General features: G+C 69.7%; 21 protein-coding genes. 9 read left to right on the plus strand and 12 right to left on the minus strand.

Going from position 1 to position 20,799, the window contains the following annotated elements; all coding sequences use genetic code 11:
- Positions 1-124: 124 nt before the first annotated feature.
- Complete coding sequence (locus tag C5E05_RS13350) at positions 125-1,060, minus strand: dihydrodipicolinate synthase family protein (protein ID WP_104240141.1); 936 nt, start codon at positions 1,058-1,060, stop codon at positions 125-127.
- Positions 1,061-1,237: 177 nt separating this feature from the next.
- On the opposite strand from C5E05_RS13350, the gene C5E05_RS13355 reads away from it, so the two are divergent.
- Positions 1,238-2,278 (plus strand): LacI family DNA-binding transcriptional regulator, encoded by a 1,041-nt coding sequence (locus tag C5E05_RS13355; RefSeq protein WP_104342180.1) that lies wholly within the window; start codon positions 1,238-1,240, stop codon positions 2,276-2,278.
- A 258-nt stretch (positions 2,279-2,536) separates the two neighbouring features.
- Here the strand turns inward: C5E05_RS13355 and C5E05_RS20200 are convergent, their stop codons facing one another.
- Positions 2,537-3,091, minus strand: coding sequence for a TetR/AcrR family transcriptional regulator (locus tag C5E05_RS20200; protein ID WP_104305809.1), 555 nt, complete (start codon positions 3,089-3,091; stop codon positions 2,537-2,539).
- Positions 3,092-3,145: 54 nt separating this feature from the next.
- Between C5E05_RS20200 and C5E05_RS13365 the strand changes: the two genes are divergently transcribed.
- Both C5E05_RS13365 and C5E05_RS13370 read left to right on the plus strand, forming a co-directional pair.
- Complete coding sequence (locus C5E05_RS13365; RefSeq protein ID WP_181059577.1) at positions 3,146-4,666, plus strand: MFS transporter; 1,521 nt, start codon at positions 3,146-3,148, stop codon at positions 4,664-4,666.
- Positions 4,667-4,858: 192 nt separating this feature from the next.
- Positions 4,859-5,887 carry an ATP-dependent 6-phosphofructokinase gene (locus C5E05_RS13370; RefSeq protein WP_104240143.1) on the plus strand — a complete coding sequence of 343 codons (1,029 nt, stop codon included), beginning with the start codon at positions 4,859-4,861 and terminating at the stop codon, positions 5,885-5,887.
- A 108-nt stretch (positions 5,888-5,995) separates the two neighbouring features.
- On the opposite strand, the gene C5E05_RS13375 is transcribed toward C5E05_RS13370, so the two are convergent.
- Genes C5E05_RS13375 through purS form a run of 3 tightly spaced genes read right to left on the minus strand, consistent with a single transcriptional unit; the run spans position 5,996 to position 7,599 of the window.
- Positions 5,996-6,502, minus strand: a complete 507-nt coding sequence (locus C5E05_RS13375; protein ID WP_104342181.1) for a DUF3817 domain-containing protein — start codon at positions 6,500-6,502, stop codon at positions 5,996-5,998.
- A gap of 33 nt (positions 6,503-6,535) precedes the next feature.
- Positions 6,536-7,240 carry a phosphoribosylformylglycinamidine synthase subunit PurQ gene (gene purQ / locus C5E05_RS13380; RefSeq protein ID WP_104240145.1) on the minus strand — a complete coding sequence of 235 codons (705 nt, stop codon included), beginning with the start codon at positions 7,238-7,240 and terminating at the stop codon, positions 6,536-6,538.
- Positions 7,237-7,599 (minus strand): phosphoribosylformylglycinamidine synthase subunit PurS, encoded by a 363-nt coding sequence (gene purS, locus C5E05_RS13385; protein WP_104240146.1) that lies wholly within the window; start codon positions 7,597-7,599, stop codon positions 7,237-7,239. The genes purQ and purS overlap by 4 nt, the downstream gene beginning before the upstream one ends.
- A gap of 165 nt (positions 7,600-7,764) precedes the next feature.
- Between purS and C5E05_RS13390 the strand changes: the two genes are divergently transcribed.
- The 3 genes from C5E05_RS13390 to C5E05_RS13400 all read left to right on the plus strand — a co-directional run bounded on the left by C5E05_RS13390 (position 7,765) and on the right by C5E05_RS13400 (position 11,426).
- Complete coding sequence (locus C5E05_RS13390) at positions 7,765-9,168, plus strand: AI-2E family transporter (RefSeq protein ID WP_104240147.1); 1,404 nt, start codon at positions 7,765-7,767, stop codon at positions 9,166-9,168.
- Positions 9,168-10,025: a hypothetical protein gene (locus C5E05_RS13395; RefSeq protein ID WP_104240148.1), complete on the plus strand. Its 858-nt coding sequence runs from the start codon at positions 9,168-9,170 to the stop codon at positions 10,023-10,025. The genes C5E05_RS13390 and C5E05_RS13395 overlap by 1 nt, the downstream gene beginning before the upstream one ends.
- A gap of 288 nt (positions 10,026-10,313) precedes the next feature.
- Complete coding sequence (locus tag C5E05_RS13400) at positions 10,314-11,426, plus strand: transaldolase family protein (RefSeq protein ID WP_104342182.1); 1,113 nt, start codon at positions 10,314-10,316, stop codon at positions 11,424-11,426.
- A 333-nt stretch (positions 11,427-11,759) separates the two neighbouring features.
- On the opposite strand, the gene C5E05_RS13405 is transcribed toward C5E05_RS13400, so the two are convergent.
- Complete coding sequence (locus C5E05_RS13405; protein ID WP_104298101.1) at positions 11,760-12,473, minus strand: TetR/AcrR family transcriptional regulator; 714 nt, start codon at positions 12,471-12,473, stop codon at positions 11,760-11,762.
- Between the two features lie 93 nt (positions 12,474-12,566).
- Here C5E05_RS13405 and C5E05_RS13410 point away from each other — a divergent pair, with 93 nt between their 5' ends.
- Positions 12,567-14,048: an MFS transporter gene (locus C5E05_RS13410; protein WP_181059579.1), complete on the plus strand. Its 1,482-nt coding sequence runs from the start codon at positions 12,567-12,569 to the stop codon at positions 14,046-14,048.
- Between the two features lie 21 nt (positions 14,049-14,069).
- Here the strand turns inward: C5E05_RS13410 and C5E05_RS13415 are convergent, their stop codons facing one another.
- The 4 genes from C5E05_RS13415 to purD all read right to left on the minus strand — a co-directional run bounded on the left by C5E05_RS13415 (position 14,070) and on the right by purD (position 18,355).
- Complete coding sequence (locus C5E05_RS13415; protein WP_104240152.1) at positions 14,070-14,378, minus strand: DUF1905 domain-containing protein; 309 nt, start codon at positions 14,376-14,378, stop codon at positions 14,070-14,072.
- Positions 14,379-14,427: 49 nt separating this feature from the next.
- A complete protein-coding gene (locus tag C5E05_RS13420) occupies positions 14,428-15,969 on the minus strand; it encodes a SulP family inorganic anion transporter (RefSeq protein ID WP_181059581.1) in 1,542 nt (513 codons plus the stop codon).
- Between the two features lie 212 nt (positions 15,970-16,181).
- The gene (locus C5E05_RS13425; protein ID WP_104298105.1) at positions 16,182-17,075 is read right to left on the minus strand and encodes a phosphoribosylaminoimidazolesuccinocarboxamide synthase; all 894 of its coding nucleotides are present in this window, start codon (positions 17,073-17,075) and stop codon (positions 16,182-16,184) included.
- A complete protein-coding gene (gene purD, locus C5E05_RS13430; protein ID WP_104342184.1) occupies positions 17,072-18,355 on the minus strand; it encodes a phosphoribosylamine--glycine ligase in 1,284 nt (427 codons plus the stop codon). The genes C5E05_RS13425 and purD overlap by 4 nt, the downstream gene beginning before the upstream one ends.
- Positions 18,356-18,485: 130 nt before the next feature.
- Here purD and C5E05_RS13435 point away from each other — a divergent pair, with 130 nt between their 5' ends.
- Both C5E05_RS13435 and C5E05_RS13440 read left to right on the plus strand, forming a co-directional pair.
- Positions 18,486-18,860, plus strand: coding sequence for a sterol carrier family protein (locus tag C5E05_RS13435; protein ID WP_104342202.1), 375 nt, complete (start codon positions 18,486-18,488; stop codon positions 18,858-18,860).
- Between the two features lie 107 nt (positions 18,861-18,967).
- Positions 18,968-19,399: a hypothetical protein gene (locus C5E05_RS13440; RefSeq protein ID WP_104298107.1), complete on the plus strand. Its 432-nt coding sequence runs from the start codon at positions 18,968-18,970 to the stop codon at positions 19,397-19,399.
- A 25-nt stretch (positions 19,400-19,424) separates the two neighbouring features.
- Here the strand turns inward: C5E05_RS13440 and C5E05_RS13445 are convergent, their stop codons facing one another.
- Positions 19,425-20,039: an energy-coupling factor transporter transmembrane protein EcfT gene (locus tag C5E05_RS13445; protein WP_104342185.1), complete on the minus strand. Its 615-nt coding sequence runs from the start codon at positions 20,037-20,039 to the stop codon at positions 19,425-19,427.
- Between the two features lie 57 nt (positions 20,040-20,096).
- Entirely contained in the window at positions 20,097-20,798 is a 702-nt protein-coding gene (locus C5E05_RS13450) for an energy-coupling factor ABC transporter ATP-binding protein (protein ID WP_104342186.1), read from the minus strand.
- Position 20,799: the final 1 nt, after the last annotated feature.

A 20,799-nucleotide genomic window follows, 5' to 3' on the forward strand; every position in this document is an offset into this window, starting at 1 on the left:
GGGGGTCGCACGGGTTCGCGAACCCGTGCTTCCGGTGCCGCGTCTGGGCGGCGTGTGTCGTCGAGCTTGCAGCAGTCGACGCCAAGCGTAGGGGCAGCGACCCTGTTGTCGCTGCCCCTCCCTGCTAGGAGGCGACCGTCACGCGGTCGAGTCCGGCGATGGCGAATGCCTCGGCGATCTCGCGGTCCGCGCCGTCGGCGAGGGGCAGCAGCGGGGTGCGGACCGTGGCGTGGTCGAGGATGCCGCGGTGCACGAGGCCCCACTTCAGCGCGACGGTTCCCTCCATGTGGGAGCCGCGGTGGTAGACGTTCTTCGTGACGGGCAGGAGGCGCTCGTGGATCTCGTGCGCCCGGTCGTAGTCGTGCGCCTTGCCTGCCTCGATGAGCTCGACGAGCGCCTCAGGGGCGATGTTGCCGTAGCCGACGAGCAGGCCGTCGACGTCGAACATGGTCGGGAGCAGGTACTCGTCGTGGCAGGAGAGGATCTGCAGCTCCGGGTATGCGGCGCGCAGCGCGGGGATCTCCGTGTACCACCGGCGCATGTTGCGCACGCCGTTCTTCGTCGCGAACACGCCCTCCTGGCCGGCGATCTCGAGCTGGGTGTCGAGGTTGTAGCTGGCCTTGGTGTTGTCGGGGTACTGGAAGAGGATCAGCGGCAGTCCGCTCTCCTCGTAGATGTCGCGGTAGCGCGTCTGCGGTGCGCCGTCCTGGTAGCCGAAGCGCAGCCACCCGTGGGAGGGGTAGACGAGGCCGGCGGATGCACCCGCATCCACGGCGCGCTTCGCTTCCTCGGCGGCGACGGCGTTGCCCTCCTGGGTGATGCCGGCGACGATCGGGATGCGCGAGTCGACCGATTCGCGGAAGGCGGTGATGACCTTCGCCTGCTCGGTCTGGGTGAGGAAGGTGCCTTCGCCGGCGTGGCCGAGGACGACGAGGCTCTTGACGCCGTCGACGGAGCCGAGCCAGGAGCCGAGGCGCTGGATGGCGTCGTAGTCGACGGCTCCGTCCTCGGTGAAGGGGGTGACGGGGGCGGGGGAGAGGCCGCGGAGGTCGATCGACATCTTGTCTTCCTTTGCTCATCGTTGAGGTGGTGGGTCCTGCTCGTCGCTGCTCTTTCGAGCTGATGCAAACGTTTGCAGGAACGATTGCAAGTCTTCATGCAAACGTTCCCGATGTCAAGGGTCGAGTCTGGAGATTCCTGCCGGGCAGGCGTCGAGGGCCGGGATACACTCCTCCGCATGAGGCGAAACGACAGTGCCGTTGCCCCCGGAGCGGGTGAGCGACGAGTCGTGACCCTCAGGGAAGTCGCGGCCGAGGCCGGCGTCAGCATCTCCACCGTGAGCCGCATCCTGGACGAGCGCACCGCGCAGTCGCAGTCGGCGACCGCCGTGCGGGTCCGCGAGATCGCGAACGAGCTCGGCTACCGGCGCAACGTCTTCGCATCCCAGCTCCGCCGCGGCTCGACGAGCACGATCGGCGTGCTCGTGCCGCGCCTCAGCGACACCGTCATGGCGCTCATGTACGAGGCCATCGAGCGTGCCGCTGCCGCGAGGGGCTACGTCGCCGTCGTGGCCACCACGGGGGACGACGCCGAGGGTGAGCAGCGCGCGGCCCAGGTGCTGCTCGACCGCAACGTGGACGCGCTCATCATCGCCTCGTCTCGCCGCGTCGACAGCTTTCCCCAGTCTTTGCAGGAGTCCGGCATCCCGCTCGCCCTCGTGCTGCGCACCGACGGCGTCAGCCCCTCGTCGCTGGGGGACGACGAGGTCGGCGGGTATCTCGCCGTGCGCCACCTCGTCGACCTCGGCCACCGCGACATCGCGCTCGTGACGGGTCCCGACTTCACCTCGAGTGCGCGTGACCGCCTGGCCGGCGCCCTGCGTGCGGCGCGCGAGGCCGGCATCGAGATCCCGCCGCATCGCATCGCGGGCGACGGGTTCCGCATCGAGCACGGCGCGGCCGCGGCCGAGCGCATCCTCGCCGCGACCGAGACGCCCCCGACCGCGATCTTCGCCGCCAACGACAACCTCGCGCTCGGGGTCATGGCGGCCTCGCACCGACACGGTCTGCAGATCGGCACCGACCTCGCGCTCGTCGGCTACAACGACGTCCCCCTCGCCGAGGCCCTGCCCGTGCCGCTGACCTCCGTGCGCACATCGTTCGACCAGATCGCCACGACGGCGCTCGAGCTGCTGTTGACGCCCGGAGTCGGGTCGGTCATCCGGCGCGCGATGCCGACGCTCATCCCACGCGCCTCCAGTTGCCCGCCCCCGCGCTGAGCCGCGGCGGCTGGCAGGACGCCGGGCGCTCGCGGCAGCCCTGACCAACATGAGTGCGATATGCGGCAGATCTGAGGCGTGATGCCCGCGTCGGCCCGATAGTGCACGGATGCTGGTCACGTCTTGCGCTCAGGGCGCCCGCTGCCCGCTCGTGACCTGCGTGACCGGTGACCAGCTCCCGTGATGGATGCGGGTGCGCGGCGCTGGCCGTGCCGTGTTGGCGGGCGTGATCCCGCAAGTTGGCTAGTCGGATGGCGGCTAGTCGTCGAGCAGGTCGAGGAGGGTGCGGATGATCTCCTCGCGTTCCTCGTCGCTCGGCAGGAGCTTCGCGGCCTCCGGCAGGCTCTCGCGCGACTCGGTGACGAACGAGCTCGAGTGGTAGAGGCCGTCGCCGAGGAGCTTGGTCATGTGGGCGACGAGGGGGCTGCCGGTCGACTCGAGGATCGCGTCGTGCCAGGAACGCTCGAGTTCGAGGATGGCGCGCGTCGCGCTCTGGTTGCCGTTGCGGGAGAGGTTCATCGCGGCGAGCCAGGCCGTGTCGAGCTCGTCGCCGACGGAGCTGCTCATCTCGATGAAGTGCCGGACGGTCGACGCCGCGTCGCCCTGGAGCTGTTCTGCGCTGGCGCGCGCCATGCCCGTGAAGCGCTCGATGAGGGCGTCCGCCAGTGCCTCCTTGGAGGGGAAGTGGTAGATGAGTCCGCCCTTGGAGACTCCAGCGATGCGGGCGACCACGTCGAGGGTGGTCGCGGCGACACCCACGGTGGTCAGCGACTCCTCGTAGGCGTCCAGGATCCGGTCTCTAGCTGAACTCATGGCCGCCATCCTACAGTTGCCAACTGTACCGTCTGGTCGGTATAGTCCTCTTTCATGACCACAATGATCGAACAGCGCGCGGGCCGGAAGGAATGGCTCGGCCTCGCGGTGCTGATGCTCCCCGTCCTCCTCGTGTCGATCGACAACACGGTCCTGAGCTTCGCCCTCCCGTACATCGCCCTCGACCTCCAGCCGAGCGCCGCGATGCAGCTCTGGATCATCGACATCTACCCGCTTGTCCTCGCGGGTCTGCTCGTCACGATGGGCTCCTTCGGCGACCGCATCGGACGCCGGAAGCTGCTCCTCATCGGCTCGACGGGCTTCGCGCTCGTCTCCGTGTTCGCAGCCTTCTCCGTCTCCGCCGAGATGCTGCTCATCTCGCGGCTCCTCCTCGGCTTCTTCGGCGCGATGATCATGCCCTGCACGCTCTCGCTGCTGCGCGGCATGTTCCACGACCGCGCCCAGCGCCGCCTCGCCATCGCCGTCTGGGCGACCGGCTTCTCGGCGGGCACGGCCATCGGCCCGATCGTCGGCGGCGTGCTCCTCGAGCACTTCCACTGGGGCTCCGTCTTCCTCATCGCCGTCCCGTTCCTCCTGCCGCTCCTGATCTTCGCGCCGCTGCTCGTCACCGAGTCGCGCGACCCGAACCCGGGCCCCATCGACGTTCCCGCGATCCTCCTCTCCATGGCGGCCCTCGCGCCCATCGTCTTCGCGATCAAGCACACGGCGACCGACGGCATCGACCTCATCTCGGTCGGCGCGCTCCTCATCGGCGTCCTCTCCGGCTGGCTGTTCGTGCGTCGCCTGCTGAAGCAGGAGAACCCGATCCTCGACATGCGCCTCTTCGCGGTGCCCGCCTTCACGGGCTCCGTGCTCGTGAACCTCGTGAGTGTCGTCGCGCTGGTCGGGCTTCTCTTCTTCCTGTCGCAGCACCTGCAGCTCATCCTCGGCCTCACGCCCCTGCAGGCTGGCCTCATGCTGCTCCCCGGAACCGTCACGATGATCGTCGCCGGGCTCCTCATCGTGCGTGTCGTGCGCCGCGTGAAGGTGCACATCGCCATGGCGTTCGGCCTGGGGCTCGCGTTCCTCGCCTACCTCTCGCTGGCGATCACGGGCGGCTCCGCCCCGCTGTGGATGCTCGTCGCAGCATTCACGCTCCTCGCGGCCGGCATCGCGATCGCCGAGACCCTCTCCAACGACGTCATCATCGCGAGTGTCCCGCCCGCCAAGGCCGGGGCGGCATCCGCCGTCTCCGAGACGGCCTACGAGGTGGGCGCGGTGCTCGGCACGAGCGTCCTCGGCGGCGTGCTCACTGCGAGCTACCGCTCCGGGATGGTCGTCCCGGAGGGGGCGACGGCCGAGCAGGCGCATGCCGCTCGCGAGACGCTCGCCGGTGCCGTGAACGTCTCGAACGAGCTCGAGGCCGGCGGCATGACCGCTCAGGCGCAGACGCTCCTCGACTCGGCGTTCCACGCGTTCGACGCCGGCAGCACCGTCACGTCGGCCGTCGGAGCCGTGCTCATGGTGGGCGCGATCATCCTCGCGCTGCGCATGGTCGGCAAGGCCACGGCCTAGCCGACGGCGCGCGCTGCGCCGCCTTCAACCGGTCTCCGAAATCGCGCAAGCCACCCGGACCCGGTACTGTCGCTGTCGAGCCGTCTTCCAACGCAGGAATCCGCTTCTGCACTGAACTCGTTTCCGTGGGGTGGGCTACTCGACCGTGATGGCTGTTTGCGAGATTTGCCACACCCAGAGGAGAGCGAACGCATGAAGATCGGACTGCTGACCAGCGGCGGCGACTGCCCCGGACTCAACGCTGTCATTCGCGGCAGCGTGCTCCACGGCATCAAGACCTACGACAACGAGTTCGTGGGCTTCCGCGACGGCTGGCGCGGTGTCACCGAGGGCGACATCATGGACCTCCCTCGCACCAAGGTCCGCGGCCTCGCGAAGCAGGGTGGCACGATCCTCGGCACGTCCCGCACCAACCCCTTCGACGGGCCGAACGGCGGCCCCGAGAACATCGCCGTGATGCTCGAGCGCCACTCGGTGGATGCGCTCATCGCGATCGGCGGAGAGGGCACCCTCGCGGGAGCCAAGCGCCTCGCTGACGCCGGCATCCCCGTCGTCGGCGTGCCGAAGACGATCGACAACGACCTCCAGGCCACCGACTACACGTTCGGCTTCGACACGGCCGTGCAGATCGCAACCGACGCCATGGACCGCCTCCGCACGACCGGCGAGTCGCACCACCGCGTCATGGTCGCCGAGGTCATGGGTCGCAACGTCGGGTGGATCGCCCTGCACTCGGGTATGGCCGCTGGCGCTCACGCCGTGCTCATCCCGGAGCAGAAGGTGCCCATGACGCAGGTCGCCGAGTGGGTCTCCGAGGTCCACCAGCGTGGGCGTTCGCCGCTGGTCGTCGTCGCCGAGGGCTTCATTCCCGAGGGTATGGACGAGGTGCTGTCGCAGGGCACCGAGGTCTCCGGGCGTCCGCTGCTCGGCGGCGTCGGCGACTACGTGACCGCTGAGCTCGAGAAGCTCACGGGCATCGAGACCCGCAACACGACGCTCGGCCACATCCAGCGCGGCGGCGCCCCGACCGGGTTCGACCGCGTGCTCGCGACCCGCTTCGGCCAGTACGCCGTCGATATGGTCAACGAGAAGCAGTGGGGCAACATGGTCGCCCTCCGCGGTACCGAGATGCAGACGGTCGCCTTCGAGGAGGCGCTCGACGGCCTCAAGACCGTTCCGCAGGACCGCTGGGACCAGGCGAAGATCTTCTTCGGACGCTAGGCCAGAGGCCCCCGGGCCGAGACGAGCGAAGAGGGCGGATGCGCGTCCATCCGCCCTCTTCGTGTCGCTTGGCGTTGACGGTCGGCTGCTCCCGACGGGCGAGTGGTCCTAGTGGGCGCCGGTGGGGCCGACGAGGGCACCGCTGAGGGAGCCCGTGAGGATGACCACGGCCAGGACGATGACGGCCGCGCTCATGGTGATGGGGCGGTCGACGAACCAGCGCACGATGCGCTGCAGCGAGAAGCCCTTCGACGGGGCCTCGCGCCAGCCGCCCTCGAGCGCACCGCGACGTTCTGCCCACCAGTCGTAGACGAGCGTCGCGAACGGCGGGATGGCGGCGAACCAGCCGAGCCCGAACATCCACCACGGCCAGCGCTGGTTGACACCGACGAACGCCGTGACGACGAGGTAGACCATGAACATGGCGCCGTGCAGCGAGCCGCCGACCGACACGAGGACGTCGGTGGTCTGCGTCACGTACTTCAGGAACATGCCCGTGAGCAGCAGGGCCCACGTGATGGCCTCGCCGATCGACACGGCGCGCAGGAGGACCCGCGGGGTGAGGCGCCGGCCGTCGGCCGTGGCCTCGGGCGAGGTCGCCTGGGTCTGCGTCATTGGCTGCGCTGCGCTCTCCGTCTGCGACAAGGTCTAGACGCGCGCGAGCAGCGCCTCGACGGCGCTGCGGAAGATCGGGAGCCCATCGAGGCCCGAGGCCATGTGGGTTGCCGTGTCCGGACCGAAGCCGAGCTCGACCGCGTGCTCGGGGTGCGGCATGAGGCCGACCACGTTTCCGCGCTCGTTCGTGAGACCTGCGATGTCGTTGCGGGAGCCGTTCGGGTTGACGTCGACGTAGCGGAACGCGACCTGGCCCTCGCCCTCGATGCGCGCGAGGGTCTCGTCGTCGGCGATGAAGCCGCCCTCGCCGTTCTTCAGCGGGATCGTGATCTCCGCGCTCTTCTCGTAGGCGTTGGTCCAGACGGTGTCGTTGTTCTCGACGCGCAGCACCTGGTCACGGCAGACGAACTTGCCGTGGTCGTTGCGGATGAGCCCGCCGGGCAGGAGATGCGCCTCGGTGAGCATCTGGAAGCCGTTGCAGATGCCGAGCACGGGCAGGCCCGCGTTGGCGGCCGTGATGACCTCGGCCATGATCGGCGAGTGGCTCGCGATCGCGCCGGCGCGGAGGTAGTCGCCGTAGCTGAACCCGCCGGGGAGGATGATGGCGTCGACGCCGTGCAGGTCGTGCTCGCCGTGCCAGAGCGCGACGGCCTCGCCGCCCGCAAGGCGAACGGCGCGCTGGGCGTCCCGGTCGTCGAGCGAGCCGGGGAAGGTGATGACGCCGATGCGGGGGCTCATGAAGCGGAGCCCTTCGACTGCACCTCGGCGGCGATGACCGACGCGAGGGAGTCCTCGGTCTCGACCGCGGCGTCGTCGAGCTCGTCGGCGTCGTCCGGGGTCTCGGTGCCGTCGGGCAGCACGTCGATGGAGATGACGTCCTCGATGACCCCGTTGGCGAGGAGCTCATCGGCGACCTGCGAGATCTCCTCCATGAGCTCGGCCGTGACCTCGCGGTCGGTGGTGATCTCGAAGCGCTTGCCGACGCGCACGTCGTGCAGGTGGTCTTTGCCGAGGCGCGAGAGTGCGCCCGCGACGGCCTTGCCCTGCGGGTCGAGAAGTTCCTGCTTCGGCATGACGATGACGACGATCTTGGGCATCGGGAGCGGCTCCGATTCGATGGAGGAAAGAGACGCCCCCAGCTTACCGTCAGGCGCGGATGCGCGAGGCTCGTCCACAATGTCGGTGCACACGCATAGCCTTGTCACATCTTCGCGCCGGCGGGCACCTCCGCCGGCCGCCTCACCGACCTTCTGGGAGCATCCATGAGCGACAAGCTCAAGCGCCTCTTCGGCCGCGACAAGCCAGCGGCTCGCCCTGCGCTGCCGGCCCCCTCCGCATCTTCCGTGGCCGCCCAGCTGGCGGCGCAGTCCGCAGGGCCGGTGGAGCACCTCGAGGCCCCGGCCCGAGACGAGGTCATGGTCGGCGGCAGCGCCGTGCAGGCGTACGCGCCCGACGACGGCGAGGGCCGCGGGCGTCGCCCGACGAGCGTCGGCGTCATGTGGACCGACCAGCTCGGACGAGTCGCCACCCGCGCGCTGCAGGGGCTGGTCATCGTCGCGGCCGCGACACTGCTCATCTTCGCGGGGCTGCAGGTCACGATCGTCGTCATCCCGGTGCTCCTCGCGCTCATCGTGTCTGCCGCCGCGTGGCCCATCATCAAGTTCCTCACGTCCAAGAAGTGGCCGCCGGCCCTGGCGACCGTCACGGTGCTGCTCGCGATCATCGTCTTCCTCGGCGGCGCGCTCACGATGGTCGTCCTCCTTGTGCGGAACCAGTGGTCCGACCTCTCCGAGCAGGCCGTCCAGGGGTTCAACCAGGCCATCGAGTGGGTGAACGCGACCTTCCCCATCACGATCAATCAGGACCAGATCAACGAGTGGCTCGGGCAGGCTCAAGACTTCATCTTCACGAGCCAGTTCGGCAACGCCGCCGCGAGCGGCCTCACCGCCGGCATCTCCGGCGTGACCACGTTCATCACGAGCGGCGTGCTCTTCGTCGTCATCCTCTTCTTCTTCATGAAAGATGGCCCGCTCATCTGGGGCTTCCTCACGAAGCCACTCAAGGGCGCCAACCAGCGCCGCGCGCGCCTCATGGGGTCCCGTGCGGTTGAGGTCATGGGCGGGTACGTGCGCGGCACGGTCATCGTCGCGCTCGTGGATGCGGTGTTCATCGGCATCGGGCTCGCCATCGTCGGGGTGCCCCTGGCCTTCCCGCTCGCGGTCCTCGTGTTCATCCTCGCGTTCATCCCGATCGTGGGAGCGACACTCGCGGGTGTCCTGGCCGCGCTGGTGGCGCTCGTCACGAACGGGCTCGTCCCGGCCGTCGTCGTCGTCGGAATCGTCGTGCTCGTCAACCAGCTCGAGGGCAACTTCCTGCAGCCGGTCGTGCTCGGCAAGTCGCTCAAGCTGCACGAGCTCGTCGTCCTCATCGCGCTGACCGTCGGCACGATCCTCGGTGGCATCGTCGGCACGCTGCTCGCGGTGCCCGTTGCGGCAGTCAGCTGGGCGCTCATCCGCGCCTGGTACGAGCCGCTCGAGAAGCTGCAGGAAGACGAGGCGGTTCCCGACGACATGCGCACGCGGCTGCCCTGGCGCAAGGACCTCGGCGAGGAAGATGCCGCTGTCGGCGCTGCCTCCGACGCCAAGGGCTCGAACACCGACGCCTGATGTGGAGCCAGCTCACCCGGGGGATCCGGAGCAAGGGGATGCTCGCCGAGCTCAGCTCGGCAGGCATCGCGGTGGCGGTTCTCGTCGGCGTCTGGACGCTGTACACGATCGCCGACGTCACGCAGTTCCCCTACGACGCCTCCACATGGTCCTACGCGGGCATGGGCGCTCCCGCGCTCCTCGGCATCTGGCTGATCGTTGAGCTCCTCAGTCTTCCTGACACCCCGGATCGCCCGCTGCTCGGGCGCTTCATGGTTCGCACGATGGTGGTCGGGCCGGTGCTGTTCACGGCCGCCTGGCTGATCGGTTCGCTGCTCCTGCTCGTGCTGACGCTGACTGGCGGCATCGTGCCGGAGCTCAACGAGACGGAATCGCCGGTCGCCGAGCTCCTGCTCAACGCCTTCCTCACCTGGCTGGTTGGGTTCGCCGCCGTGCTCTGCGGGGCGCTTGTCGGCCTCGTCTTCGTGGTACTTCCGGTCCTGTCCTGGCGTGATCCCGCGCGGGCGGCGTCGATCAACGCCGAGCCAGCGCCGAAGGGGAGCCTCGCCAGGGCCCGGCTCGAGCGGATGACCTTCGCGGGCATGCTTATGCTCATCTTCCTCGCCCCGTCGCTGTGGGTATCCGGCGAGAGCAACGCTCGCGGGCGGAACGCCGTCGAGGCGTTCCAGAACACCTGGCTCGCGATCGTCGACTTCGAACCGTCCTGGTGGGACCGCTACCTGTGGGACGTGCTCTGGGTGCTCGGGATGCTCAGCGCCCTCCTGCTCGTTGCGTCCGTCGTCGCGGTCGTGGTCATGCGGAAGCCGCAGAAGGGCGAGTCGCCGAGGGGGCGCGCCGCCGACCGCGGTGGCGAGTAGCGGTCCCCGGACGCCTGTACATAGGCGGACTCGCAGCACGCAGCACGCAGCACGCAGCTCGCTCGCCCCTCACCCCTTACCGGTCGTGACGCGCGCACTTCTGGCGCATCCAAAACCTGTTGTGATAATGTCAGGACATATGCGGCAGGCGGGTATCGGCCGACACGGACTCGAAGGCGAGCATCCACGTCGGTGATGGCCCGCGAGGCCTGACGCCTCGGACCTCGGGGTGTGTGGCCGCCGCGGCACCGGCGACCCCGGGCATCCGCCACCGATGAGGAGAACAGCATGACCCTGCTCGACACAGCGCCGTCCAGTGACAACGGCACTTCAGCCACGAAGCTCGCACCCCTCGCCTGGGCGGCGCAGAACACGAAGACCGCCCTCTGGAACGACTCCGCAGACCCCGAGGAGCTCACGAGGTCCATCGAGTTCGGCGCGGTCGGCGCCACCTGCAACCCCGTCATCGCCTTCGCCGCCATCAAGAAGCGCCCTGACGTCTGGGGCCCGCGCATCAAGGAGATCGCGGCGCAGAACCCCACGTGGGGCGAGTCGGAGATCGGCTGGCAGGCCGTGCGCGACCTCTCGATCAACGCGGCCCTCCTCCTGGAACCGGAGTTCGAGCGCAGCGGAGGCCGCAACGGCCGCCTCTCCATCCAGACCGACCCGCGCCTGCACCGCGACGCAGCTGCCCTCGCCGACCAGGCCGAGGAGTTCTCGAAGCTGGCGAAGAACATCATCGTGAAGATCCCCGCCACGAAGACGGGTATCGAGGCCATGGAGGAAGCCGCCTACCGCGGCGTCAGCATCAACGCGACCCTCAGCTTCACCGTGCCGCAGGCTGTCGCGGTCGGTGCAGCCCTCGAGCGCGCCCTCGAGCGCCGAGCCGCCGACGGTCTCCCCGAGCAGGAGTTCGGGCATGTCGTCACCATCATGGGTGGGCGCCTCGACGACTGGCTCAAGAAGTGGACGACCGCCAACCGCATCCTCGTCACTCCCGGCATCCTCGAGTGGGCAGGTGTCGCGGCGCTCAAGCGCGCGCACGCCGTGTTCCAGGAGCGTCGCTACCGCAGCCGCGTGCTCTCGGCGGCATTCCGCAACCAGCTCCAGTGGTCGGAGCTCGTGGGCGGAGACCTCGTCGTCTCGCCGCCGTTCGACTGGCAGGCGCGCATCAATGAGAACGACATCCCTGTCGCGGATCGCATCGGCGTTCCCGTGGAGGCCGGGATCCTCGAGGAGCTGAACACCCTCAGCGAGTTCCGCCGGGCCTACGAGGTCGATGGCATGACCGCTGAGGAGTTCCAGGACTTCGGCGCGGCACGCAACACGCTCCGCCAGTTCCTCGACGCGGATGCGCAGCTCGACGCGCTCGTGCGCGACATCCTGGTGCCCGCCGCGTAGCGTGCGCAGGCCTGCCGTATCCGCTTCCTGAACTGAGTTCGGCCGCGCCGCGTCGCGACACCCGGAGCGTGCCGAGCTCATCCCGCCTGCTGCTCAATCAGTGGGGCGGCGCAGGGGAGGGGCCGTCGTTTTCTCGCGAGGAAAGCCCAGGCGCCTCCCCTTCTGCGCGCCTCGCGCATGAGGGCCACTGCTTTTGGAGTGCCCCGGCCCCGTCCGCCCTCTCGGGCCCTCTCCCGCCCCTTCTCCTCCCCAGAACCGCCACAAGAGTGAGGGAGGTGCAGGCTTCTCGCCTCGGGCGGGTGCTTCTGCCTGACGCTTGCTTCTGGCGGATGCTCAGCTCGTGGGCGCGCCGCGCTTGGCTGCAGGCAGCACGACGTTGTCGATGATGCCGATCAGGAAGTCGCGGTCGGGGGAGCGGCGCAGGATGAGTGTGCGAAAGGCGGCCATGGCCGGTGCGATCGTGCTCAGGGTGTCGAGGTCGACGTCGGCGGAGATCTCCCCGCGCTCGATCGCCCGCTCGAAGATGGCGCGGTTGGCGGCTGCCCTCGGTGCGACGATCGCCTCCTGGGCCGCCGCGGCCATCTCGGGGTCGCGGGCGATCATCGAGACGACCCCCGTCATGACGTTGAGCTTGCGCTCGGCGTCGCGGATGCTCGGCGGGCGCACCAGCGCGACCAGGTCGCCCCGCAGGGAGCCCGTGTCCGGGAGGGCGGCGAGGTCCAGGTCCTTCGACTTCATGCAGGCGACGGCGTCGAGTACGAGGTCCGACTTCGAGGCCCAGCGTCGGTAGAGCGTGGCCTTGCCGGCCTTCGCGCGGGTCGCGACCATGTCGATCGTCATGCCGTCGTAGCCCGTCTCGGCGAGCACATCCAGTGCCGCTTCGAGGATGTCGGTGTCTCGCGTGTGGTCGCGCTTGCGGCCGAGCCTTGGCTTCTTCTCGGCGCCTGCCGGGGACTGCGAGGTCGGTGCCGCGGGTGCGCTCGCCGCTCCAGTCGCCTCGGTCGCCGGTGCTGCGGGGGAGCTGTCGGCGAGGTCAGTCTGCGTCATCGAAACCACCTCTCGTTGTGGTCACAGCCTAGCTCGCGACATTACGAAACTCAAGGTATCCGAAACGACTCAGTCTCGTATATGGTGAGCCGCATGTCCGAAACCTCAACCCCTGCGACCGACGGTCGCCGCTGGCTCACGCTGATCGTCGTCGGCCTCGCCCAGCTGATGGTGGTCCTCGACGCGACGGTCGTCAACATCGCCCTGCCGTCTGCGCAGGCCGACCTCGACTTCTCCGACGGCCAGCGCCAGTGGATCGTCACCGCGTACTCGCTCGCCTTCGGAAGCCTGCTGCTGCTCGGAGGTCGCCTCTCCGACCTCATGGGCCGCAAGCGCACGTTTGTCATCGGCCTCATCGGCTTCGCGATCGCCTCAGCACTGGGCGGTGCCGCGCCCTCGTTCGAGCTGCTCGTCGCTGCACGAGCACTGCAGGGAGTCTTCGGCGCGCTGCTCGCCCCCACCGCCCTCGCTGTGCTCACCACGACCTTCACGATCCCGAAGGAACGCGCCCGCGCCTTCGGTGTGTTCGGCGCAATCGCCGGCGCAGGCGGAGCTGTCGGCCTGCTCCTCGGCGGCGTGCTCACCGAGGCGTTCGACTGGCGCTGGAATCTCTATATCAACGTCGCCATCGCGGCCGTCGCCCTGGTCGGCGCCGTCATCTACGTTCCCTCCATCTCGCGCTCCGGCCCGCGCCCGAAGCTCGACATCCCGGGCACCCTCCTCGTCTCCGGCGGCCTCTTCGGCCTCGTGTACGGCTTCTCGAACGCGGAGACCGACGGCTGGGACTCCCCGCTCACGTGGGGCATGCTCGCGGGTGCCGCGGTGCTCCTCGTGGCGTTCGTGCTCTGGCAGACGCGTGCCGGGCATCCGCTGCTGCCGCTCTTCATCGTCCGCGACCGCAACCGCGGTGCCGCCTACCTGTCGGTCATGATCGCCGGTGCCGGCATGTTCGGGATCTTCCTCTTCGTCACGTACTACCTGCAGCTCACGCTCGGGTACTCGCCGATCCAGACCGGTCTCGCGTTCCTGCCCATGATCGGGATGCTCGTGCTCGCGGCTCAGCTCGGCACGAACCTGCTGGTGCCGCGCTTCGGTCCGAAGGTGCTCGTCCCGATCGGCATGACGCTCGGCGCGAGCGGCATGGTGTGGCTCACGTTCCTGGATGCGTCGAGCACGTACGCGGGGCACGTCATGCCGCCGCTCATGCTCATCGGGTTCGCGATGGGCACGATCATGCCGGCGTCGATGCAGACGGCGACGCTCGGTGTCGACCGCCAGTTCGCAGGCGTCGCGTCGGCCATGGTCAACACGAGCCAGCAGGTGGGCGGGTCGATCGGCACGGCCCTGCTGAACACGCTCGCCGCGACCGCCGCCGCCGACTACCTCGTCGAGCACGGGCCCGCAGCGGTCGGCGACTCGATGATCGCCAGCTACGCGGCCGCCTACTGGTGGGGTGCAGGCTTCTTCGCGGTCGGGGCAGTGGTCTCCGCGCTGCTGTTCCGCCGCCGCGGTCACGGCGCATCCCTCAGCCAGGAACCGGCGGAGGCAGCGGCGGCTCCCGTACTCGCGCACTGAGAGTGTGGCTGGATGCGCCCCCTACCGCTGCGGGTCCTCCACGTCGACGAGCCGCACCTTGCCGACGACGGGCGCATCCAGTTCGAGTCCCTCGGCCTCCCGCACGGCCTTCTTGATGGGCAGGATGTAGGTGGCGTCGCTCGGGAAGATCGAGGTGCGCCACGTCGATCCGCCGACGGTCGCCTCGACCCGCACCGAGCCGAAGCCGTGCGTGAAGCGCTCCGTGGCCGCGGCGATCCTGTCGGAGGCGTCCTCGCTGAGGCTCACGAACGTCCACAGCTCGCGCCGCTTCTCCCAGCGCCACAGCGGATTCGAGAACGAGAACTCCATGCGTCCATGATCGCGCACGGGGGCGGCGCGCGGCGAGCCCTGAGCGGCTCTAGTGTCCGCCGCCCGGCAGCACGTCGCGCATCCGCTGCAGGCGGGTCTCGCTCTCGTCGTTGAGGCCGACGACCTCCACGGAGGCGCCGTGCTTCTTGTACTTCTCGATCACCGCGTCGAGGGCGGCGACCGTCGACGCGTCCCAGACGTGCGCCGCGCTCAGGTCGATGACCACGCGTGCCGGGTCGGCGGCGTAGTCGAACTGCGCGTAGAGGTCGTTCGAGGAGGCGAAGAACAGCTGCCCCGTCACCGCGTACGAAGCCACGGCGCCGTCTTCCGAGAGCGTGCGGCGCACCTGCACGACGTGCGCGACGCGGCGCGCGAAGAGCAGCACCGCGCACAGCACGCCGGCGCCGACGCCGATCGCGAGGTTGTGGGTCGTGACGGTCGCGACGACCGTCACGAGCATGACGGCGGTCTCGCTCAGGGGCATGCCGCGCAGCGTCGACGGGCGGATCGAGTGCCAGTCGAACGTCGCCCAGCAGACGAAGATCATCACGGCGACGAGCGCGGCCATCGGGATGAGCGCCACCAGGTCGCCGAGCAGCACGACCAGCAGGAGGAGGAAGACGCCGGCGAGGAACGTCGAGATGCGCGTGCGAGCGCCGGACGCCTTCACGTTGATCATCGTCTGCCCGATCATCGCGCAGCCGCCCATCCCGCCGAAGAAGGCGGTGATGATGTTCGCGGCGCCCTGCCCCCACGCCTCCCGCGTCTTGCTGGAGCGGGTGTCGGTGATGTCGTCGACGAGCTTCGCCGTCATGAGCGACTCGAGAAGCCCGACGAACGCCATCGCGAGCGCGAAGGGGAACAGCAGCTGGAGCGTCTCGAAGGTGAGGGGCACATCCGGGATGAAGAACCCGGGCAGCGTGCTCGGCAGCTCGCCCTTATCGCCAACGGTCGGCACGGCGACCGACGCGAGCACCGTGATGAGCGTGAGCACGACGATCGCGACAAGCGGGGCCGGTACGGCGGTCGTCAGCCGCGGCAGACCGAACACGATGACGAGCGCGAGCGCGGTGAGCGGATACACGAGCCACGGCACCCCGAGCAGCTCCGGCACCTGCGCAAGGAACACGAGGATCGCGAGCGCGTTGACGAAGCCGACCATCACCTGGCGCGGGATGTAGCGCATGAGCTTCGCCACACCGAGCACTGCGAGGAGCACCTGCAGGACCCCCGCGAGGAGGACGGCGGCGATGAGGTAGTCGAGGCCGTGCGAGGCCATGAGGGGCGCGATCACGAGGGCGACGGCGCCCGTCGCCGCGGAGATCATGGCGGGCCTGCCGCCGAGGATCGCGATGGAGACCGCCATCGTGAAGGAGGCGAAGAGGCCGACCCGAGGGTCGACCCCCGCGATGACCGAGAAGGCGATCGCCTCGGGGATGAGCGCGAGCGCCACGACCAGTCCACCGAGCACCTCGACCTTGAGGAGGCGCGGCGACCGCAGGGTGCGGAGCACCGACTGGCGCTGCTCGGGGGAGAGCGCGGCTGGGGCCGCCGAAGCTGCAGCGGGCGCGGAGGCGTGGGAGGAGGTCACGGCGAAGTTCCAGTCTCGAAGGGAGGAGCGCGAAGGGAACGGCCGGTGAGGGCACACGCGGATGCGCGTGCGGGATTCCAGGAGGGAGTCCGGGTCGTCAAGCCCAGCGGAGGGCGACAGTGTGTGCGCCGCCGACGGCGATTCTACGACGAGATGAGCAGGCACCCAAGGCGGAGCTGCGCTCCAGGGGCGTCGGACGGACCTAGGCGGACCTAGGCGCGGACGCCCAGACGGTCGAAGAGCTCCGCGTAGCGGGCCTGCGTGCGCTCGATGACCTCGGCGGGAAGCTCGGGCGGCTGGCCTTGCTTGTCCCAATTCGCGGAGAGCCAGTCGCGAACGATCTGCTTGTCGAACGACGACAGGCGCTGCTTCAGCGGCAGGCTCTCGTCGGCGTAGAGCGTCGCATCCCAATACCGGGACGAGTCGCTTGTGAGCACCTCATCGCCGATCGTGATCTCGCCGTTGGCTGGGTTGCGCCCGAACTCGAACTTCGTGTCGGCCAGAATCACTCCGCGCTCCTCGGCGATGGCCGATGCCTCGCGGAAGATGCGCAGCGAGAGGTCGCGCAGCGCGACGGCGTCGTCGAGGCCGACGAGCTCGATCATCTTCTCGAAGCTGATGTTCTCGTCGTGCTCGCCCTGGGGCGCCTTGTACGCGGGAGTGAAGATCGGCGTCGGCAGCCGGTCGCCGTCCTCGAGGCCAAGCGGCAGCTGGATGCCGCACACGGTGCCGTGCTCGCGATACTCGAGGAGCCCGGAGCCGGTCAGGTAGCCGCGCACGACGCACTCGACGGGGAACATCTCGAGGCGAACGACACGCATGGAGCGTGCCGCGGTGTCGGCCGGCAACGCGGCGCCCCACCCGGACGGCTCGCGGAGGTGGTTCGGCACGTCGATGCGATCGAACCACCAGCGGCTCAGCGCCGTCAGGCGTGCGCCCTTGCCGGGGATGCCGGGGGAGAGGATGTGGTCGAACGCGCTCACGCGGTCGCTCGCGACGACCAGCAGCACGCGGTTGTCGTCGGCGGTCTCGTACACCTCACGGACCTTGCCGGAGGACACATGCGACCAGCCCTCGAGGGCCGGAGCGCTGGCGGCGTCGGTCACGACTGCTGCTCGCGGGCGGCGAGCTCCGCGATATCCGCGCGGTACTGGGCGCCGTCGATGTGGATGCGAGACAGGCCCTGGTAGGCGAACGCGCGAGCCTCGGCGATCGTCGCTCCGGTTCCGACGACGTTGAGGATGCGGCCACCGCTCGTCACGAGGGTGTCGTCGTCGCGCTGCGTGGTCGCGGCCTGCAGCACCTTCACGTTCGGCTCGGACAGCGCATCCGGAACCCCGGCGATGGTGCGGCCCGACTGCACGTCCTCCGGGTAGCCCTCGCTCGCGAGCACGATCGTGACCGCCGCGTTGTCGGCGATCGCGAGCTCCTCGGGCAGGTGCCCGAGGGTGCCGGTCGCGGAGGCGTAGAGGAGCTCGGAGAGCGGCTGGTCGAGACGCTCGAGCACGGCCTGCGTCTCGGGGTCGCCGAAGCGGGCGTTGAACTCGATGACGCGGATGCCCGCGCTCGTGACGATGAGCCCGCAGTAGAGGAGCCCGGCGAAGGGGGTGCCGGCGGCACGCATCTCGTCGACGACCGGCTTCGCGACCTGATCGACGACGAGCTTCGAGAAGGCGCGCTCCCCGCCGAAGCGCTCGTTGAGGAAGGGGACGGGCGTGTACGCGCCCATGCCGCCCGTGTTCGGCCCCGCGTCACCGGCGAGGAGACGCTTGAAGTCCTGGGCGGGCGGGAGCGCCCGCACGTTGACGCCGTCGGAGAAGACGAACTGCGAGACCTCCTGGCCGTCGAGGAACTCCTCGACCAGCACGGGCCCGGCAGCGAGCCAGTGCTCGGCGTGGACAAGCGCGTCCTCGCGGCTCTCGGTCACCATGACGCCCTTGCCCGAGGCGAGGCCGTCGGCCTTCACGACGTACGGTGCACCGAACTCATCGATGGCGGCGGCGACCTCGTCGAGCGTCTCCGCGAGGCGCGCGCCACCGGTGGGGACACCGGCGCGGGACATGACGTCCTTCGCGAACGTCTTCGACCCCTCGATCGTGGCCGCGGCCTTCGATGGGCCGAAGACGGGGATGCCGGCCTCGCGCAGCGCGTCGGCGACACCCGCGACGAGCGGGGCCTCAGGGCCGATGACGACGAGGTCGAAGCTCTCGTCCTTGGCGAAGTCGGTGACAAGCGACGGGTTGTTCACGTCGAGCCGGATCACCTCAGACTCAGCGGCGATGCCGGGGTTGCCCGGGGCCGTGACGATCGAGTGTGCGCGCTCGCTGTGGAGGGCGGCAACAATTGCGTGCTCGCGGGCACCGGATCCGAGGACGAGAATTCTCACCGCACCAGCCTAACCGGGGACGACGGCTCGTGCCGCCGCGTGAACGCAGATGACCGCACGGCGACACCCGGCCGCCACACACGGCTCCACGTTCGCACCGCGCCCGCCGGGCCTGTCGCACAATGGGGGCGTGCCGAAACCCCGAATCGCCGACGCCGCAGGGCTCGGAGCCATCACCGCCTGGAGCGAAGCCCGCGCCGCGGGCCGCCCGACGCCCCGCGCCGACGCCGCGACGGCCGTCCGCTACACCCTGCAGGCTCTCGAAGACCGCGCCCCGGGCGCGAGCGTCGAGGTGCGGGTACCGCCGTTCGGTGCCGTGCAGTGCGTGGAGGGCCCAGGCCACACCCGCGGCACGCCGCCGAACGTCATCGAGCTCGACGTCGACACCTGGCTCGAGCTCGCCACTGGCCGCGTGACCTGGCAGGAGGCGTTCGAGGCGAACCGGGTGCGCGCATCCGGAACCCGCGCCGACGTCTCGCCCTGGCTGCCGCTCGTGCGCCGCTGAGGGGCGCGCCACGCCCTGCACGGTCTGCTCGCCCTGCTCGTTGAAGCGCCGCGGCGCTCCCCGCGGAGTCTGCGAACGCTCCCCGCGAACTGCGCGACAATGGATGCATGCTCCGCGAGAACGAACCCACTCAGTCGCGCCCCGAAGACGGCGGCGACACCATGGCAGGCCGCGAGGTCGACGCCGGACGCGAGTTCGAGGGCTACGACGCTGAACTCGCCGAGTTCGAGGAGCAGGACGAAGACGAGGACGACGGCGTTCGGGAGATGGCGGCGAGGGTCCACCACGTCCCTCGCATGAGCAGCTTCCTCGTGCTCGGTGCGATCGTCGGCGTCGTCCTCGTGACGATCCTCACGTTCGCGTTCCCGCCCAACGAGGTGTTCTCCCGCATCCAGGTGTTCGCGTTCCTCCTCGCGTTCACGGTGCCCGTCACGCTCGCGCTCGGCGGCATTGCCGGGTACATCGCGGGTCGCGTATCGGCGAAGCGCTCGGTCGACGCGCGCTTGATCCGCGCAGACGAGCTCGAAAACCGCTCCTAGCGCACCGGCAGCAGGCGGGCCATCGTCAGTCGTCGAGGCCCCGCGCGTGCAAGGCGTCGGACATGGCGTCGGCGCGGCGCAGCGCACGAACGACGAGCGGCACGGCGAATGCCCGCGGGCTGCCGCGACGGCCCCGAGCGTACTGTGCCTGCCTCGCGGTCTCGGCGAGCTCGGCGACGAGCGGCACCGCGCGCACGCCGAGGGCGAGCTGCAGGGCGACGCGGTCGGGGTTCACGCCCACTCGACGCAGCGGCCCCAGCAGCCAGACGATGGCGTCGATCATGTCCGTGGTGCGGGTCGTGAGGCTCACGAGCGTCGCCGCGAGTACGAGAGCGACGATCGAGCCGACGACGCCGACGGCCCGAGACAGGTCGGCGGACCACCACTGGAAGGCGAAGATGCCGAGCAGGAAGATCCAGGTCGGGCGCACGCCGCGCCACGCGTATCGAGCGCCAAGGCGCGCCGCAGCGAAGCCGAGCGCCGCGACCGCGACGGCGATGCCGGCGGAGAGCGGTGAGCCGAGCGCGAGCACGGCCGCCCCTGCAGCCACGAGCGCGAGCAGCTTCAGCCCGGCAGGCAGGCGATGGATGATGGAGCTGCCAGGCACGTAGACGGCAAGTGCCGTTCCGCGGTCAGCCACGAGCCCCCGCCGAAGCCCACGCCTCCGCCTCCACCCTCGCGGTCACGGGAAGGGGAGTCACAGCCCGCCCTCGAGTGAGACAGCAGCGCGATAGGCGGCGACCGCATCCCGCGGGGGCCCGTCGAAGTGGAGGCGCCCCTCGTGCACCACGAGCACGCGGTCGAAGCCCGCCAGGATCTCGAGGTCGTGCGTTACGAGGACCACCTGCTGGGGGAGCGTGGCGATACGCGCCGCGATCGCGCGCGAGTTGCGCAGATCGAGGAGCGTCGTCGGCTCGTCGAGCACGAGGATGCTCGGCTCGGTGACGAGCACGGCCGCGAGGGCGAGCAGCTGCTTCTGCCCTCCGGAGAGCAGGTGCGCTGGATGGTCGGCGCGGTCGGCGAGGCCGACCTGCTCGAGCGCCGCAGCCGTGCGTGCGGAGATCTCCGCCCTGCTCAGGCCGCGCCGACCGAGCCCGAAGGCGACATCCTCGCCCACGGTCGGCATGATGATCTGCGAGTCGGGGTCGGTGAAGCAGAACCCCACCCGACGTCGCACCTCCCTGCCGGCGCGCCTCGTGTCGAAGCCCTCGACCGAGACGGTCCCGCCCGAGGGCAGCAGCAGCCCGTTGAGGAGTCTCGCGAGGCTCGACTTCCCGGAGCCGTTCGCGCCGATGACGCCGATCCGCTGCTCGCCGAGCGTCACCGAGATGCCGTCGAGCACGGAGCGACGCTGCGCGCCATCGCCGAAGCTCACGCTCACGTCGCGCAGCTCGATCATG

The organism is Pseudoclavibacter sp. AY1H1 (assembly GCF_002931055.1).
Lineage (GTDB): Bacteria > Actinomycetota > Actinomycetes > Actinomycetales > Microbacteriaceae > Pseudoclavibacter.

Coding starts and splice junctions, on each gene's coding strand:
- C5E05_RS13405 (WP_104298101.1), bottom strand. CDS start 12,473: ATGACGCAGACTGACCTCGCCGACAGCTCCCCCGCAGCACCGGCGACC.
- C5E05_RS13400 (WP_104342182.1), top strand. CDS start 10,314: ATGACCCTGCTCGACACAGCGCCGTCCAGTGACAACGGCACTTCAGCC.
- C5E05_RS20200 (WP_104305809.1), bottom strand. CDS start 3,091: ATGAGTTCAGCTAGAGACCGGATCCTGGACGCCTACGAGGAGTCGCTG.
- C5E05_RS13370 (WP_104240143.1), top strand. CDS start 4,859: ATGAAGATCGGACTGCTGACCAGCGGCGGCGACTGCCCCGGACTCAAC.
- purS (WP_104240146.1), bottom strand. CDS start 7,599: ATGCCCAAGATCGTCGTCATCGTCATGCCGAAGCAGGAACTTCTCGAC.
- C5E05_RS13440 (WP_104298107.1), top strand. CDS start 18,968: ATGCTCCGCGAGAACGAACCCACTCAGTCGCGCCCCGAAGACGGCGGC.
- purQ (WP_104240145.1), bottom strand. CDS start 7,240: ATGAGCCCCCGCATCGGCGTCATCACCTTCCCCGGCTCGCTCGACGAC.
- C5E05_RS13410 (WP_181059579.1), top strand. CDS start 12,567: ATGTCCGAAACCTCAACCCCTGCGACCGACGGTCGCCGCTGGCTCACG.
- C5E05_RS13355 (WP_104342180.1), top strand. CDS start 1,238: ATGAGGCGAAACGACAGTGCCGTTGCCCCCGGAGCGGGTGAGCGACGA.
- C5E05_RS13395 (WP_104240148.1), top strand. CDS start 9,168: ATGTGGAGCCAGCTCACCCGGGGGATCCGGAGCAAGGGGATGCTCGCC.
- C5E05_RS13450 (WP_104342186.1), bottom strand. CDS start 20,798: ATGATCGAGCTGCGCGACGTGAGCGTGAGCTTCGGCGATGGCGCGCAG.
- C5E05_RS13415 (WP_104240152.1), bottom strand. CDS start 14,378: ATGGAGTTCTCGTTCTCGAATCCGCTGTGGCGCTGGGAGAAGCGGCGC.
- C5E05_RS13350 (WP_104240141.1), bottom strand. CDS start 1,060: ATGTCGATCGACCTCCGCGGCCTCTCCCCCGCCCCCGTCACCCCCTTC.
- C5E05_RS13365 (WP_181059577.1), top strand. CDS start 3,146: ATGACCACAATGATCGAACAGCGCGCGGGCCGGAAGGAATGGCTCGGC.
- C5E05_RS13375 (WP_104342181.1), bottom strand. CDS start 6,502: ATGACGCAGACCCAGGCGACCTCGCCCGAGGCCACGGCCGACGGCCGG.
- C5E05_RS13390 (WP_104240147.1), top strand. CDS start 7,765: ATGAGCGACAAGCTCAAGCGCCTCTTCGGCCGCGACAAGCCAGCGGCT.